A 16185-nucleotide genomic window follows, 5' to 3' on the forward strand; every position below is an offset into this window, starting at 1 on the left:
AAACCCTTTAAGTGGACTTACAAGGGTAAGGCTTTGGCGGCATAATGGCAGGTAGGCTTCCGCCGAAGTCTACTAGAAGAAATTGGACCAAACTTGCCATCAGCAGGCGGATCGAGAAACTTAAGCCAAATTAAAACCTCTTGAATATGTGTAGCTAATTCTTTGTCTGCTGCGATCGCTTCAATGCCATAGTCTATGGTCTGGTTGTTTAGTTTGGCATTGTAAAAAGTTTGTAAACGCATTGCTTTAAATTCCTAAATAGGTGGTGTTTACGCTGAAAGCGGAAGGAGTATCCAAAAACCACTAAGCTATTTCTAGCGCCGCCCAAGTCAGCGGTCCCACATCACCATCGTCATTCAGTCCCACACTTCTTTGGAACTTCATGATGATGCGCTCTGTTGCTGAGTCAAAATCGTTATTAACAGTGAGGGGTTCAAACCCACAGCCGTTAACTGTATGTTGAGCAACACCTACCCAAAACCCTTTATCACCAAAGCGTAGGATCGGTCTTTGCCCATTAGTCAGTGGCGGTACAGGAGGCTGTAATGGCTCGAAGCTAATATGTCCGAGTTGTTCAAGTCGCTTGAGGATAGCAGCGACTCCTACCTGTAAAGAACCTGCATTCGGATTGAAGCGACCATCTGAGGTGTACTTACCTTTAATCCAATGGTTAGTCTTAGACCACAGGTAGGGTGAACGTCGCGGTGGTGTAGTGTTGCGCCCTGCACCTGTCTGGAAACCCCAACCGTTGTATCTTTCACAGTACCAAAGGATTTCTTCGGGAGTATCTAAAAAATTCACCTTATCTGTGCGTTTCATTGCCAAAGCATCTGCCGCCGACTCTTCCCAGGTAAAAGGGGGAGTACCTGAAATCGGTCTTCCGGCTGGAACATTCTTGGTTCTTGCTCTGAGAGAATCACCATTGTGAAGATGCCCGTTAAATGAAAGTGAAGCCTCAAGGCTATGTATAGCAGCAATAACGGGCCACCATACGCCACTCTCGCGCTGTGCCTGTTTATACCTGCCCCGGTTAGACAGAACTTTGGAAACAACTGCATCAGTGGCGCTTAAATCAGTTATTTTGACGGTACTCCAAAGTTGCTGATAAGTGTCCTTCATTTCTGAAAATTGCATTTATCTCTCCTTTTGACTAATTGAGCGACTCATTAAGAAGTTCTCCTAGCTAATTAATGACAACTAAATCTTCAATCGCAGAATTCATTGAGATGAAGCCAGAATAACCACCACCTCCACACGTCGGCAGTCGGAAAAGGTCAGAAGAATGTCAGATCTACAGTCATAGAAAAGTCAGATCGTTGTCCGGATCGAAACGGCAAGCAACTGTAGATAAATGAATAAAGTTATTACTGATGCAGGTTTTCAGCTTTTCACATTTTTCTCCAGGGAGAGTGTGTGTAGAGGCATGATGAACCCTGTTTATCCAAGTCGGTTGCATCTATGAGGCGCTAATATTTCAGCCAACCTCTTGTCGAATAGTCTTCTTGCATAAATGGCAAAGAAAAGGGTGATAAGTACTACAGCTCCCTAGTTTTAATTGACTTTTGTAAGACATCTAATAATTATCCCTACAAAGAAATTACGTTTAAGGCTCTAGTAAATGACTGTTGAAGAAGCGCTTTTAATTGTTGAGAGAGTTCTAGAACAAGGATGCTTAAATAAAGTTCAAGAACTCGTATTTCGGCAAGCTTGGGAAGGACAGTCATACGGAGACATTGCCAAAAGCTCTGGTTATGACATGGGCTACATCAAGGACACGGGTTCCAAGTTGTGGCAGTTGCTCTCAAAGGCACTTGGGGAGAAAATTACTAAGGCTAATGCCCAGTCAGTTCTGAAACGTTGTGCGCGACAGATTTATGCAACGGCTGCCCTATCTGACACAACAGTTACCAGTCAGGTTAAAAACCCTCAAGCCTACCAGAGTTGCTTCACTACTCACACCTCAACTACTGATAGAGTCACGGCTAATCAGTTTCAAGATTGGGGAGAGGCGATTGATGTCTCTGTTTTCTTTGGGCGGGTAGAAGAACTCAATCGGCTAGAGCAGTGGATTGTTGTTGAGCGCTGCCGTCTAGTCATGCTCTTGGGAATGGGCGGCATGGGGAAAACTGCTCTATCTGTCAAATTGGCAGAGCGAATTCAGGAGCATTTTGATTACGTGATCTGGCGAAGTCTCCGCAACGCACCACCACTTAAAGAACTCACCGCAGAGCTAATTCAATTCATCTCTAGAGGGCAAGAAACGAATTTACCAGAAACGGTAGACGGGAGAATTTCACATTTAATACACTATCTACGCCAACACCGATGTTTGTTGGTTCTGGATAATGCTGAGTCAATTCTACGAGGAGGTGAACGCACTACTTTTTACCAAGAAGGATATGAGGAATATGGAGAATTTCTCAGACGACTGGGAGAAGAACGCCACAACAGTTGCCTAGTATTAACCAGTCGTGAGAAACCGAAAGAACTGGCAGCACAGGAAGGGCTAACCTCGCCCGTGCGCTCCTTACAACTAACTGGTTTGCCTACAGTAGAAGGACAAAAAATTTTTCAATCTCGGTGGTTCTTCTTAGGATCAGAATCTGAGTGGGGAGCAGTAATCAAACACTATGCTGGGAATCCCTTAGCCTTGAAAATGGTAGCTCCAGTTATCCGGGACTTATTTGATAGTGATGTTTCTAAGTTCCTAAGTTTATTAGAGCAAGGCACCTTAGTTTTTGATGATATTCGTAATTTACTAGATCGGCAGTTTAACCGCCTATGTTCTTTAGAAAAAGAGGTAATGTACTGGCTAGCCATCAATCGTGAGCCAGTGTAATTTCTAGAACTGTAAGAGGATTTAGTACCGAAAATATCGTCCAGTGAATTACTAGAAGCTCTGGCTTCTCTGATGAGGTGATCGCTAATCGAAAAAGCTACACTTACGCCAATCGAAAAAAGTTTAAACCGCTTCACCCAGCAGCCTGTCGTCATGGAGTACATAACCGAAGAGCTTATCAAGCAGGTCGTTCAAGAAATCGTCACTCAAGAACTTACCCTATTCAAGAGCCATGCTTTAATCAAAGCTCAAGCAAAAGACTACATTCGCCATACCCAAACTCGCCTAATTCTCAAACCTGTTGCCAAGCAACTGCTGACGGCTTTTCATAATAAAAGTTGTTTGGAAAAACAGCTCAATCAAATTCTATCAGGACTGCAAGGAAAGCCCGCTCTAGAAACTGGATATGCAGCGGGTAACCTATTCAATCTTATGCAGCAGTTGCAAATCGATTTCAGAAGTCGAGATTTTTCTAAGCTAACGCTTTGGCAAGCTGACCTCAGACGTATGAACTTGCATCAAGTCAACTTCCAAAACTCTGATTTAGCCAAGTGTGTTTTTGCTGAAACGTTTAGCAGTATTCTCTCAGTTGCCTTCAGCCCCGATGGCAAACTTATCGCAACAGGTGATGCAGATTGTAAGATTCGCTTGTGGCAAGTTGCAGATAGCAAACCTCTTGTAACCTGCAAGGGACATACTAATTGGGTTCGCTCAGTCGCTTTTAGTCCTGATGGTAAAATCATTGCCAGTGGTAGTGCCGATCATACAGTTAGGCTTTGGGATGCTAGTACGGGTCAATGCTTGAAAACTTTGCAGGGACATACCAGTCGGGTACGGTCAGTTGCCTTTAGTTTTGGCGATCGCATTCTTGCTAGTGGCTATGATGACTCTACCATAAGGCTCTGGCAGGTCAGCACCGATCAGTGCTTAAAGACGTTGCTGGGGCATACCAACCAAGTCTGGTCAGTGGCTTGGAGTCCCGACGGTCACACTCTTGCCAGTGGTAGTGCTGATCAAACAGTGAGGCTTTGGCAAGTCAGTACGGGTCAGTGTTTGAGAACCTTGCAAGCCCATACCGATTGGGTCTGGTCAGTTGCTTTCAGCCCTGATGGGCAGCTTCTAGCTAGTGGTAGCGATGACCAAACGGTGAGACTTTGGGATGTCAGTACAGGTCAGTGTTCGAGAACCTTACAAGGACATACCAATTGGGTTTGGTCAGTTGCCTTTAGTCCTGATGGACAATTTCTGGCTAGCGGCAGTAATGACCAAACTGTAAGGCTGTGGGACATTAGCACAGGTCAGGCTTTGAGAACGTTGCAGGGATATGCTGATGGAGTTCGTTCTGTTGCCTTTAGTCCTGATGGTAAACTCATTGCTAGCAGCAGTGAAGATCAAACAATAAGGTTGTGGGACATTAGCACAGGTTAATGCTTAAGTATATTGCAGGGACATACTAATAGGGTGAGTTCAGTCGCTTTCAGCCCAGATGGATACTCTCTAGTTAGTGCCAGTGCTGACCAAACAATAAGCTTATGGGATGTAGGTAGCGGTCAATGCGACAAGGCTTTGCAAGGTCATAGTGATTGGGTACGAGCGGTTACCATGAGTTCTAATGGTCAAACCTTGGCAAGTGGCAGTGACGATGAAACTATTAAGCTTTGGGATGTCAAGACGGGCAGTGAGCTAAAAACGTTGAGAGCAAATAGATTCTACGAGGGTATGAATATTACTGGCGTTACTGGTTTAACGGCAGTGCAGAAAGCAACGCTGAAATCTCTAGGCGCAGTAGAGTTGGAAGATTTGCTGATTCAGTAAAGGCGAGGCTTTGTTGTTTGTTATTTGTTGTTCGTTAAAGAATACCAATAACTAATAACCAATAACCGATAACACTTTTGAGAGTGATCGCATCTATCAAGTCGCTCAACTTACTGTGTCCAGTTTGGGAAATAATCTGTAGCTCTATGCAATATGCAAATCGAGACTGAGCTGGTTAAAACTTCTAGAGCAGTTTTGCCTTTCAACTCCTGAGGATATGCGTGAAATTTTCGCTAAAAATGGCGATCAGGGTAAAGAAATTGGAGAACGGCTTGCTCAATTATCAGGCTTCAACATTCCCTGAAAGCTTCAAGGGTAGCTTAGTGAAAGGATGCGATCGCACCTCCCCCTCCATAGGCGATCGCTCCTCCTAAGATAAGCCTCGCGTACTTTCTTTAAGCATCAAGAAGGTTTTAAAGTGCCGAAAATCTTTGACCAAAGACTTAAATTCATCTGGCTCCAATGCAGCAGAATTGTCAAGCTTATCTTAGTTAAGAGTCTCTAGATCAACTCATCAGATATCTTCCACCAGTTGAAAATTAGGTATATCAACAGTCGTATCGCCTTTTTGAGTGAGTAGGTTATTCCTGCCGCTCATTTTTCTACGCAAAAAGCCTAAAACTTGCCGCACATAGGGAAACAGTACGCGGAAAAAGTTGAATGTTACTGATGCAACAGCAAGGGCAAAATCACTCACACTTTCGTAACTAGGTTTATGGGTATCTGTATTTCTATAGCGTTGGGAATATTTTCCCAAACGCCTTAACTGAAGTCCTATTTATCCAGCATTTCAAAGACTTGAGTTGCGTTAGCGTCCTTCTTCATAGGTTTTCTTTTCATGTCTTGTAGCAGTACGACTACTCATAATACGGCTACTGTGTCCTCGCTTTGTGTGGACAACAGCGTTAGTTATTTGTTAATCTTACCTTAATCAGGTTTTTACCTTAATATAAGCAGTACAACTTCACTGCGTGATCAAAAGAGGTAAGTCACAAGGGGGCTGCACTCACTATGCGAATGATTAGCGTTTTTACTACTGTTTTTAAACAATAACTGCCTGGATGGGGGTGAGTATGGCAACAGAAATTAAGCAGCCGTTCAAGGAACACAGAAGACAAGACTTACTTGATCAATCCAGAGCATTACTTCCAGTAATGTTCACGGTGTATACACCAGTAATTATTCTGTTTGCAATCATAAGTTTGCAAACTAAAATACCTGTGCCGAACCTTACACGCGATCCACTGGCGATAACAAAATCGCCATTTTACTTTGGAGCAATTTCCAACATTGGCATATTATTTTGGTGTTCTGCTGCAGCCATTTGCTTTTTCAGCTTTAGGCTACTCTCAGATATAGGCAGAAGCAAAGAGTTTCAGCGGTTTTTTCTATTTTCTGGTGGTATAACATCTATTTTGTTGCTAGATGATCTTTTCCTTATCCATGAAGAGGTGTTTCCATACTATCTAAACATTCCTGAGAAGCTTGCCTTTGTTGGATATGGAATGATTATCTCGCTCTATCTTATAAAAGTTAGGAAAACAATCCTGAAAACTGAGTTTATTTTTCTTAACCTTGCTTTTTGCTTTCTGGGATTATCAGTGACTATTGACTTTTTTCCAATTTTTACACGCTTATTCGGAAATGAAGGTGAATTCCTATTGGAAGATGGCTTTAAGCTGCTGGGCATTATCAGTTGGTTCACTTACTTTGCAAGAGCTTGTGTAGAGCAGCTTAAATCGGCAATCGCTCTTAACTAGAGCATTGGTACAGAAATAGTTTTTCCCCTTGAAAGCGATCGCATCCTCCTCTCCTATAAATTACCCCAAAACTTTTTTCCTCAAAACGCTCATCATTTCACCTGACTCGCCATGAGGCATGATCGGACTCCATTCACCCGCCTCTGCAAACCTTAAAGTATGTAGCATTTTGATGACACTGGTTATCTCTTTGCGAGAACCGATAACCATAATCTTGACAAATTCTTTTCTCGGAACTGAATCGCTAGAAGCCTGAAAAGAAACATCGTTAGAGGGCAATTCACTGTCATTAGGCAGAAAGTTCTCTTGCATTCGAGTTCACCTGATTCAATCTAGATGTGGTCTTAATAGACAACACCTAGTATTGCAGGTGTGGTCGCTTAAGACAACATTTACTCGCTCATAATCCTCTGACACGATTAGAGGCATGGGAAAAGCGGGAAAAGCTCTCAGGCAGACATTGGAGACTTACGGAATCAGCCAGAACAAATTAGCTGTAACTTTGGGAGTTGACCGCTCTATGATTTTTAAGTGGTATCACGAGCAAAGAGACCCTACGGCTGAAACCGTGGTGCAGATTGCTGAGGCGCTCAAAGGGCTTAATCCTGAAGCGGCGGCAGAATTTATCCGGCTGTACGTGGGTGATTTCCTACTCTAGTGAAGATCAGTCCTAGCTCATTCACCTCGACTCAGCCGTGATGATTAGAAAGAGGAAGATCTTCCTTTAAGTGGACAAGATTTATCAAATGAGATAGCCACAATTAACAGTAAGGATAGATACAATTCTTCTGTGGTTGTGTTTGGTTAAGCTGCTCAATAAATGATGTGCAAGTACGGCGGTGCTATCTGTAGCGTCGTGTATTTAGCTTGGTGAGTAGCCTCATCACTGGCTCGTGGTAAGGTTATAAGTTTTTCTACCAACACACATCAGCTAAACAGTAGCAAAGTATACACAGGGTGCGCGTCTCGCTGTAAATCTTATAAGCATCATTAGGGTTAAGAGGTTATGCCAACTGCACAGGTAGCTAGTACAGATGAATTGGATGCCAAACAGCTCCTGAGAACTTTGGCAGCTGTTAAGAAAGGCGATTTTTCAGTTCGGATGCCCGTCGAGCAGACAGGCATGGCAGGGAAAATCGCCGATACGCTCAACGACATTATTGAGCGGAATGAAAGAATGGCAGCCGAGTTAGAGCGAATTAGCACTGTTGTTGGAAAGGAAGGCAAAATAACGCAACGGGCATCGCTTGGAAATGCCGGCGGTTCTTGGACAGCTTGTGTTGATTCTGTCAATACCCTAATTACAGATTTAGTCCAGCCTACGGCGGAAACCGCTCGTGTAATTCGGGCAGTGGCGAATGGTGATTTATCCCAAACGATCGCACCCGAAATTGAAGGTAGACCCCTGAAGGGTGAGTTCCTTGCCACCGCACAAGTCGTTAATACGATGGTGGATCAGCTTAGTTCGTTTGCCTCAGAAGTGACGCGGGTGGCGAGAGAAGTGGGTACCGAAGGAAAACTCGGTGTTCAGGCAGAAGTGCGGGGTGTGGCGGGAACCTGGAAGGATTTAACCGACAACGTTAACTTGATGGCGGGGAACTTGACAGGACAGGTGCGGAATATTGCAGAAGTCGCAACTGCGATCGCAAATGGTGACCTCTCCAAGAAAATCACCGTCGATGTTAGAGGCGAAATACTCGAACTGAAGAACACCGTTAACACAATGGTGGATCAGCTCAATTCCTTTGCTAGTGAAGTGACGCGGGTGGCGCGTGAAGTGGGGACAGAAGGGAAGCTGGGCGTGCAAGCCGAAGTGCGAGGCGTTGCAGGTACCTGGAAAGATTTAACCGACAACGTGAACTCAATGGCGGGTAACCTCACCGCCCAAGTCCGAAACATCGCGGAAGTGACGACAGCCGTAGCGAATGGTGACCTCTCGAAGAAAATTACCGTTGATGTCAAAGGCGAAATTCTAGAGCTAAAGAACACCGTCAACATCATGGTGGATCAGCTCAACTCCTTTGCTAGTGAAGTAACACGGGTAGCGCGAGAGGTAGGGGCAGATGGAAAGCTAGGAGGTCAAGCCGAAGTCACAGGTGTTGCGGGTACCTGGAAGGACTTGACGGATAGTGTGAACTTCATGGCGGGAAGCCTAACTGCCCAAGTCCGGAACATTGCGGAAGTGACAACAGCGGTAGCGAATGGTGACCTCTCGAAGAAGATTACGGTTGATGTCAAAGGGGAAATCTTAGAACTAAAGAACACCATGAACATCATGGTGGATCAGCTCAACTCCTTTGCGAGTGAAGTAACGCGAGTAGCGCGAGAAGTTGGTTCCGAAGGGAAGCTGGGTGTTCAAGCCGAAGTCACAGGCGTTGCAGGTACCTGGAAAGACTTAACTGACAGCGTGAACTCGATGGCGGGTAACCTTACCGCCCAAGTCCGGAACATCGCGGAAGTCACGACGGCGGTTGCGAATGGTGACCTCTCAAAGAAAATTACCGTTGATGTTAAAGGAGAGATTTTAGAGCTGAAGGATACGATCAACGTGATGGTGGATCAGCTCAACTCCTTTGCTAGTGAGGTAACGCGGGTAGCGCGAGAAGTTGGTTCCGAAGGAAAGCTGGGTGGTCAAGCCGAGGTGCGTGGGGTTGCAGGTACCTGGAAGGATTTGACCGATAGTGTGAACTTCATGGCGGGAAGTTTAACCGCGCAAGTGCGGAACATCGCGGAAGTGACGACAGCCGTAGCGAATGGTGACCTCTCGAAGAAGATTACCGTTGATGTTAAGGGTGAGATTTTAGAGCTGAAGAACACGATCAACGTGATGGTGGATCAGCTCAATTCCTTTGCTAGTGAGGTAACGCGGGTAGCGCGAGAGGTGGGTTCGGAAGGGAAGCTAGGTGTACAAGCGGATGTTCGAGGGGTTGCGGGCACCTGGAAGGACTTAACCGACAGCGTGAACTCGATGGCAGGTAATCTTACCGCTCAAGTCCGGAACATTGCGGAAGTTACAACAGCGGTAGCAAATGGTGACCTCTCCAAGAAGATTACCGTTGATGTTAAGGGTGAGATCTTCGAGCTGAAGAACACGATCAACATCATGGTGGATCAGCTCAGTTCCTTTGCCTCAGAGGTGACGCGGGTAGCGCGGGAAGTGGGAACCGAAGGAAAACTGGGCGTACAAGCAGAAGTGCGGGGCGTTGCAGGTACCTGGAAGGACTTAACCGACAGCGTGAACTCGATGGCGGGGAACCTCACAGGACAGGTGCGGAACATCGCGGAAGTGACAACAGCGGTGGCGAATGGCGACCTCTCTAAGAAAATCACCGTTCAAGTCAAAGGTGAAATTCTGGAACTGAAGAACACGATCAACATCATGGTGGATCAACTCAGTTCCTTTGCCTCAGAGGTGACGCGGGTGGCGCGAGAGGTCGGTTCAGAAGGGAAGTTGGGGGTGCAAGCGGATGTTAGAGGGGTTGCAGGTACCTGGAAGGATTTGACTGATAGTGTGAACTTCATGGCGGGAAGCTTAACTTCTCAAGTGCGGAACATTGCTGCCGTCACGACAGCGGTAGCAAATGGTGACCTCTCGAAGAAGATTACCGTTGATGTGAAAGGTGAAATCTTAGAGCTGAAGAATACTGTCAACGTGATGGTAGACCAGCTTAACTCGTTTGCTTCAGAGGTGACGCGGGTTGCCCGTGAGGTGGGTACAGAAGGAAAGCTGGGTGTGCAAGCCGAAGTCAAAGGCGTAGCGGGTACCTGGAAGGACTTGACCGACAGTGTGAACTTCATGGCGGGAAGTTTAACCGCGCAGGTGCGGAACATCGCAGAAGTGACGACGGCAGTTGCAAACGGTGACCTCTCGAAGAAGATTACTGTCGATGTTAAGGGAGAGATTTTAGAGCTGAAGAATACGATCAACACAATGGTGGATCAGCTCAACTCCTTTGCCTCGGAGGTAACGCGGGTTGCTCGTGAGGTGGGTACAGAAGGAAAACTGGGTGTGCAAGCCTATGTGCGAGGTGTGGGCGGTACCTGGAAGGACTTAACCGATAACGTTAACTCAATGGCAGGGAACCTCACCGCGCAAGTCCGAAACATCGCAGAAGTGACTAAAGCGGTAGCAAACGGCGACCTCTCGAAGAAGATTACTGTCGATGTCAAAGGCGAGATTTTGGATCTGAAGGATACCATCAACGTGATGGTCGATCAGCTCAGTTCTTTTGCCTCGGAGGTAACGCGGGTTGCGCGGGAAGTGGGAACGGAAGGGAAGTTGGGGGGTCAGGCACAGGTAACTGGTGTTGCTGGAACCTGGAAGGACTTAACTGACAATGTGAACTCAATGGCAGGTAACCTCACCGCGCAAGTGCGAGGGATTGCCAAGATTGTGACGGCAGTTGCGAATGGCGACTTGAAGCGCAAACTGATGCTCGATGCCAAAGGGGAGATTGAAACCCTAGCGGATACGATTAACGAGATGATCGATACCCTCGCGACGTTTGCCGATCAGGTAACGACGGTGGCGCGGGAGGTTGGAATTGAAGGAAAACTCGGTGGACAGGCGAAGGTGCCTGGGGCTGCGGGAACCTGGAGAGACTTGACCGACAACGTGAACGAACTGGCGGCAAACCTCACGACTCAGATGCGTGCGATCGCAGAAGTGGCAATTGCTGTAACCAAGGGAGATCTTACACGCTCGATCGCGGTTCAAGCGGAAGGGGAATTGGCAATCCTGAAAGATAACGTCAACCAGATGATTGCCAACCTCCGGGAGACAACGCAGAAGAATACTGAGCAAGACTGGTTGAAAACCAACCTTGCCAAGTTTACCCGGATGCTCCAAGGTCACCGCGACTTGGAAACTGTTTCTAAACTCATCCTGTCGGAACTTGCTCCTCTGGTTGGCGCACAACACGGCGTGTTCTACCTAATGGACGCAGCTATAACCCATGAACCAATCCTCAAGCTCTTGAGTACCTATGCCTACCGCGAACGCAAGACTCTGGCTAACCGATTCCACATGGGAGAAGGCTTAGTGGGGCAATGCGCCTTGGAGAAGGAACGCATATTAATTACAGAAGTACCGGAAAACTACATCAAGATCAGCTCTGGTTTAGGGGAAGCTACACCCCTCAATGCTGTTGTGTTGCCCGTTCTCTTTGAGGGACAGGTGACAGCAGTGATTGAACTCGCTTCGTTCCGCCGCTTTAATGAGATTCATTTGACATTCTTCGACCAACTTACTGAGAGTATTGCGATCGTCCTGAATACGATCGCAGCCAGTATGCGGACTGAAGAATTGCTCAAGCAGTCGCAGTCTCTCGCTGAAGAACTGCAAACCCAGCAAAGCGAACTTCGAGAAACCAACCAGCGACTAGAACAACAAGCAAGGTCTCTACAAGCCTCTGAGGAACTCCTCAAGAGCCAGCAGGAAGAGCTGCAACAGACTAACGAAGAGCTAGAAGAGAAGGCAGAGTTGTTGGCGTTGCAAAACAAGGAAGTTGAGCGCAAAAATCGTGAAATTGAACAAGCAAGACAATCGCTCGAAGAAAAAGCGGAGCAACTAGCGCTGACTTCTAAATACAAGTCGGAATTTCTTGCAAATATGTCCCACGAATTGCGGACACCCCTCAACAGTCTCTTGATTCTGGCAAGATTGCTCTCTGATAACTCTGATCAGAACCTTACAGACAAGCAAGTTGAATACGCCCGAACCATCCACTCTGCTGGTACCGACCTTTTGGGCTTAATCAATGACATTTTGGATCTCGCCAAGATTGAATCGGGAACCATGTCGGTTGAAATTAGCTCGATGCTATTCAGCGAACTCAGGGGTCAACTCGAACGAACCTTCAGTCAAATCGCGCAGGACAAACGACTTAACTTCATCCTTGAATTTGAACCCAACTTGCCAAGAACGATCCAATCCGACTCGAAGCGCTTACAACAAGTGTTGAGAAATCTGCTTTCCAACGCCTTTAAATTCACTGACCAAGGAGAAGTCACTTTAAGGGTAGAAGTGGCGACTCGTGGGTGGAGTCCTCACCATGAAGTCTTGAATAGTACCAGTACTGTGATTGCGTTCTCGGTAACTGATACAGGAATCGGCATTGCGCCAGAGAAGCAACGGGTCATTTTTGAGGCATTTCAGCAAGCTGATGGTACAACCAGTCGCAAGTACGGCGGTACGGGTTTAGGTTTATCGATCAGCCGCGAAATTGCTCAACTATTGGGGGGAGAGATTCAACTCGTTAGCCATCTGGGTCAGGGTAGTACGTTCACGCTCTACCTACCACAGGTTTACCAAGAGAGGGAGAGAATGGATATGGGAACACGACGATACAGGGACCCAGCTTCTTTACCCTCCTCAGCACGTTTCCATCTCCCGATGTCTTCCTCGGTTCAGTCCCCTACCTCCGACTATAGCCCTACGAATCCTACCCCTTCGGGGAACGATTCGTTAACGCCACCGGAGAACCCTGTACGAGTATCATCCTCACTCCCCAATCCGATCTCAGATGACCGGGATGACATCCAACCTGGCGATCGCGTTTTATTAGTCATTGAGGATGATTACAACTTCGCTCGTATCCTTCTGGATATGGCGCGGCAACAGGGTTTCAAGGTTCTTGTCGCTACGCGGAGTGAGCCGGGACTTGCTCTGGCACGGGAATTTAAACCCGATGCAATTACGCTAGATATTCAGTTACCTGTGATGGATGGCTGGACGGTTCTCGATCGCTTAAAGCATGACCCAAGTACCCGCCATATCCCCGTCCATATTCTCTCCGTTGAGGAAGGGCAACAACGGGGTCTACAGCAAGGTGCGATCGCTTATCTCCAAAAACCCGTAAGCAGTGAAGCCTTAACTGAAGCCTTAACCAGCATTAAGTCTTTTGTCGAGCGCAAGGTCAAGAACCTCTTGGTCGTAGAAGATGATGAACTGCAACGCAACAGTATTGTCGAACTCATCGGCAATAGTGATGTGGCAACAACAGCCGTGAGTTCTGGTGCCCAAGCCCTAGAAACACTTAAGTCAGGACAGTTTGATTGTTTGGTTCTCGATTTGGGACTACCTGATATGACAGGGTTGGAACTGATTGAGCAGATCAAGCAAGAACCGAATCTCTCGAAGCTGCCAATCATCGTCTACACGGGCAAAGAGTTGACCCAGCAAGAAGAAACAGAACTCAAGCGAATTGCTGACACAATCATTATCAAAGACGTGCGATCGCCAGAGCGTCTTTTGGATGAAACCGCTTTGTTCTTGCACCGAGTCCAAGCCAATTTGCCGCAACCCAAGCAACAAATGTTGGAACAACTGCATCAGACAGACAGCGTTCTTACTAGTAAGAAAGTTCTAATCGTTGACGACGATGTTCGCAACATCTTTGCCCTAACGAGCCTGCTAGAGCGCCATCAAATGGAGATCTTGTATGCCGAGAACGGTAGAGATGGCTTGACTACCTTGCAAAACACGCCTGGAATTGATGTTGTCCTGATGGATGTGATGATGCCAGAAATGGACGGTTATGAAACCATGCGTGCTGTCCGCAAAATGAGTCAATTTGTCTCACTGCCGATAATTGCCCTCACTGCCAAAGCGATGAAAGGCGATCGAGAAAAGTGCATTGACGCTGGAGCATCTGACTACATCACTAAACCTGTTGATCCAGAGCAGTTGCTCTCGCTGCTGCGCGTCTGGCTCTATCGTTAGGGGATGGTTAAGGAGTAGATTTTGGAGGAAAATCTGCTTTAGGGGAGCTTTCTGCGGGAAGAAGGCTTCACCGCAAGGCACGTTATGAATTAAGCTGATGAATATTTAATTTACATCTTGAATTTAGTCACTTTTTGTTGACAGTTAATTGTTATCAGTCAACAGTAAACCATCAACAAACAACCAATAACTAAACGATGCAAGTTAAAGGTGAGAACTGCTTAAAAGTTCATACCGTTCCACTTTGAAATTTATGGAGACGACTCAGTGTAAAAGCGTAATGCTTCAACCCTACTATGACCACGTTCACAAACAGAACGAATTGGAAGCGATCGAAATTCAATTACTATTAGAGGGATTGTTTCGTTACTACGGATTCGATTTTCGGGACTATGCTTTGGCTTCTCTCAAACGTCGAATTTGGAATACCATTCGGGCAGAAAAGTTGAGTAGTGTGTCTGGACTTCAAGAGAAAGTGCTACATGACCCAGCCTGTTTGGAACGCTTCCTACTCGGTCTATCTGTCAACGTGACAGCTATGTTCCGCGACCCTAGCTTTTATCTGGCATTCCGCAGCAAAGTTGTGCCGCTATTACGCACTTATCCGTTTATTCGGATTTGGCACGCTGGCTGTTCCACGGGTGAGGAAGTCTACTCAATGGCAATATTGATGGAAGAAGAAGGGCTATATCACCGTTGTCGAATCTATGCTACTGATATGAATGAACTTGTGTTGAGAAAAGCGAAAGCTGGTATTTTTTCTCTGGAATTAATGCAGGGATATACTCAACACTATCTCCGAGCGGGTGGGAAAAAATCCTTCTCTGAGTACTACACGGCTGCTTATGAGAATGCGATTTTTCGCTCATCGCTCAAAGAAAACATAATATTTTCTCAACATAATCTAGCAACAGATGGATCTTTTAATGAGTTCAATGTCATATTGTGTCGGAACGTCCTGATTTATTTCAATCAAACACTTCAAGAGCGAGTTCACAAATTGCTTTACGAAAGCCTCAGTCGGTTTGGTGTTTTGGGGTTAGGACGCCAAGAATCTCTAAAATTTACCCCGCATGAACAACACTATGAAGCATTAGACAAGCGTGAGAAGCTTTACCGCCGGGTTGGGTAAGAGCAACAGAATGAAAAACTCCTCCCACGAGCAGATGGAGTTTTCGAGGACGGGGAATGGGGAATGGGGAATGAGAATGAACAATTCCCCACTTCCCATTCCTAAAATCGGCGCTTGTCAATTCCTCCTCACCCATAAGGAGAAGAGTTTGCCTTGCCAATTTCCAATCAACTATCGCCGTCAGCCCTTGTTCACCTTTCCCCTTGAATACAGAAAAGGAGAGAATCGAGTTAGGGATAGTGGGGAGAGATTATCTTCTGCCTCCCCAGATTTTCTTGCTCTTCCACTCCAAAGCTTCTCGACGATGAGGACTCACAGCCAACGCACTTCTTTGGGCAACTCTCCTTATGCACTGGTGGTTGTTGGTACGTCCTTGGGCGGACTCCACGCCCTTGAAATCTTCTTAGCTGGATTTCCGAAAAGCTTTAGTGTCCCTGTGGCGATTGTCCAACATCGTCATAGAGACTCTGACGATAGCCTAAGCCTATTTTTACAACGCCACTGTGCGCTCGTCGTCGTTGAGCCGGAAGATAAAGAAAAAATTGTTCCAGGTCGAGTCTACTTAGCACCTGCTGACTATCACTTGTTGGTGGAAGCGAACCATCTTACTCTCTCGACAGAAGCTCCCGTGTCCTATGCACGACCAGCAATTGATGTATTGTTTGAGTCAGCTGCTGATGCTTATGTAGAGAGAGTGATTGGAGTGATTTTGACAGGGGCGAGTCACGATGGAGCAAAGGGGTTGGCGAAAATCAAGGCAAACGGCGGCTTGGCTGTAGTCCAAGAACCGACTACGGCTGAGTCCATGACAATGCCAAAAGCAGCAATTGCCACTGTAGCCGTAGACTGGATTTTACCCCTAAATGAGATTGCCCCTTTTCTAGTTAACCTTTGCCATCCGGCGCTGAGGTAGAGA

Annotated in this window: 13 protein-coding genes; 9 read left to right on the forward strand and 4 right to left on the reverse strand. The window is 46.5% G+C overall.

The window, feature by feature from the left end:
• Window positions 1-17: 17 nt before the first annotated feature.
• Window positions 18-242, reverse strand: coding sequence for a hypothetical protein (locus AC5JL3_RS19930; protein ID WP_496076128.1), 225 nt, complete (start codon window positions 240-242; stop codon window positions 18-20).
• Window positions 243-303: 61 nt separating this feature from the next.
• The gene (locus tag AC5JL3_RS19935; protein ID WP_496076129.1) at window positions 304-1134 is read right to left on the reverse strand and encodes a peptidoglycan-binding protein; all 831 of its coding nucleotides are present in this window, start codon (window positions 1132-1134) and stop codon (window positions 304-306) included.
• Window positions 1135-1618: 484 nt separating this feature from the next.
• Between AC5JL3_RS19935 and AC5JL3_RS19940 the strand changes: the two genes are divergently transcribed.
• The 4 genes from AC5JL3_RS19940 (at window position 1619) to AC5JL3_RS19955 (ending at window position 5028) form a co-directional block, all read left to right on the forward strand.
• Window positions 1619-2839: a helix-turn-helix domain-containing protein gene (locus AC5JL3_RS19940; protein ID WP_496076130.1), complete on the forward strand. Its 1221-nt coding sequence runs from the start codon at window positions 1619-1621 to the stop codon at window positions 2837-2839.
• A 153-nt stretch (window positions 2840-2992) separates the two neighbouring features.
• The gene (locus AC5JL3_RS19945) at window positions 2993-4267 is read left to right on the forward strand and encodes a WD40 repeat domain-containing protein (RefSeq protein WP_496076131.1); all 1275 of its coding nucleotides are present in this window, start codon (window positions 2993-2995) and stop codon (window positions 4265-4267) included.
• A gap of 12 nt (window positions 4268-4279) precedes the next feature.
• Window positions 4280-4654 carry a WD40 repeat domain-containing protein gene (locus AC5JL3_RS19950; protein WP_496076132.1) on the forward strand — a complete coding sequence of 125 codons (375 nt, stop codon included), beginning with the start codon at window positions 4280-4282 and terminating at the stop codon, window positions 4652-4654.
• Window positions 4655-4893: 239 nt separating this feature from the next.
• Window positions 4894-5028 carry a hypothetical protein gene (locus AC5JL3_RS19955; RefSeq protein WP_496076133.1) on the forward strand — a complete coding sequence of 45 codons (135 nt, stop codon included), beginning with the start codon at window positions 4894-4896 and terminating at the stop codon, window positions 5026-5028.
• Window positions 5029-5168: 140 nt separating this feature from the next.
• Here the strand turns inward: AC5JL3_RS19955 and AC5JL3_RS19960 are convergent, their stop codons facing one another.
• On the reverse strand, window positions 5169-5351 hold the full coding sequence (locus AC5JL3_RS19960) for a hypothetical protein (protein ID WP_496076134.1): 183 nt from the start codon (window positions 5349-5351) through the stop codon (window positions 5169-5171).
• 376 nt (window positions 5352-5727) lie between these two features.
• On the opposite strand from AC5JL3_RS19960, the gene AC5JL3_RS19965 reads away from it, so the two are divergent.
• Window positions 5728-6414, forward strand: coding sequence for a DUF8692 domain-containing protein (locus AC5JL3_RS19965; RefSeq protein ID WP_496076135.1), 687 nt, complete (start codon window positions 5728-5730; stop codon window positions 6412-6414).
• A 60-nt stretch (window positions 6415-6474) separates the two neighbouring features.
• On the opposite strand, the gene AC5JL3_RS19970 is transcribed toward AC5JL3_RS19965, so the two are convergent.
• Window positions 6475-6726: a hypothetical protein gene (locus AC5JL3_RS19970; protein ID WP_496076136.1), complete on the reverse strand. Its 252-nt coding sequence runs from the start codon at window positions 6724-6726 to the stop codon at window positions 6475-6477.
• A gap of 115 nt (window positions 6727-6841) precedes the next feature.
• On the opposite strand from AC5JL3_RS19970, the gene AC5JL3_RS19975 reads away from it, so the two are divergent.
• The 4 genes from AC5JL3_RS19975 to AC5JL3_RS19990 all read left to right on the forward strand — a co-directional run bounded on the left by AC5JL3_RS19975 (window position 6842) and on the right by AC5JL3_RS19990 (window position 16182).
• Entirely contained in the window at window positions 6842-7072 is a 231-nt protein-coding gene (locus tag AC5JL3_RS19975) for a helix-turn-helix domain-containing protein (RefSeq protein ID WP_192219896.1), read from the forward strand.
• A gap of 348 nt (window positions 7073-7420) precedes the next feature.
• Window positions 7421-14137, forward strand: a complete 6717-nt coding sequence (locus AC5JL3_RS19980; protein WP_496076137.1) for a hybrid sensor histidine kinase/response regulator — start codon at window positions 7421-7423, stop codon at window positions 14135-14137.
• A gap of 280 nt (window positions 14138-14417) precedes the next feature.
• Complete coding sequence (locus AC5JL3_RS19985; RefSeq protein ID WP_496076138.1) at window positions 14418-15269, forward strand: CheR family methyltransferase; 852 nt, start codon at window positions 14418-14420, stop codon at window positions 15267-15269.
• Window positions 15270-15279: 10 nt separating this feature from the next.
• Window positions 15280-16182, forward strand: a complete 903-nt coding sequence (locus tag AC5JL3_RS19990) for a chemotaxis protein CheB (RefSeq protein WP_496076139.1) — start codon at window positions 15280-15282, stop codon at window positions 16180-16182.
• Window positions 16183-16185: the final 3 nt, after the last annotated feature.

The organism is Symplocastrum torsivum, assembly GCF_059505465.1.

What these genes read in the sequence shown, in the direction of transcription:
- AC5JL3_RS19930 (WP_496076128.1), bottom strand. Translation starts at nt 242, where the DNA reads ATGCGTTTACAAACTTTTTACAATGCCAAACTAAACAACCAGACCATA.
- AC5JL3_RS19935 (WP_496076129.1), bottom strand. Translation starts at nt 1,134, where the DNA reads ATGCAATTTTCAGAAATGAAGGACACTTATCAGCAACTTTGGAGTACC.
- AC5JL3_RS19940 (WP_496076130.1), top strand. Translation starts at nt 1,619, where the DNA reads ATGACTGTTGAAGAAGCGCTTTTAATTGTTGAGAGAGTTCTAGAACAA.
- AC5JL3_RS19945 (WP_496076131.1), top strand. Translation starts at nt 2,993, where the DNA reads ATGGAGTACATAACCGAAGAGCTTATCAAGCAGGTCGTTCAAGAAATC.
- AC5JL3_RS19955 (WP_496076133.1), top strand. Translation starts at nt 4,894, where the DNA reads ATGGCGATCAGGGTAAAGAAATTGGAGAACGGCTTGCTCAATTATCAG.
- AC5JL3_RS19965 (WP_496076135.1), top strand. Translation starts at nt 5,728, where the DNA reads ATGGCAACAGAAATTAAGCAGCCGTTCAAGGAACACAGAAGACAAGAC.
- AC5JL3_RS19970 (WP_496076136.1), bottom strand. Translation starts at nt 6,726, where the DNA reads ATGCAAGAGAACTTTCTGCCTAATGACAGTGAATTGCCCTCTAACGAT.
- AC5JL3_RS19975 (WP_192219896.1), top strand. Translation starts at nt 6,842, where the DNA reads ATGGGAAAAGCGGGAAAAGCTCTCAGGCAGACATTGGAGACTTACGGA.
- AC5JL3_RS19980 (WP_496076137.1), top strand. Translation starts at nt 7,421, where the DNA reads ATGCCAACTGCACAGGTAGCTAGTACAGATGAATTGGATGCCAAACAG.
- AC5JL3_RS19985 (WP_496076138.1), top strand. Translation starts at nt 14,418, where the DNA reads ATGCTTCAACCCTACTATGACCACGTTCACAAACAGAACGAATTGGAA.
- AC5JL3_RS19990 (WP_496076139.1), top strand. Translation starts at nt 15,280, where the DNA reads ATGAAAAACTCCTCCCACGAGCAGATGGAGTTTTCGAGGACGGGGAAT.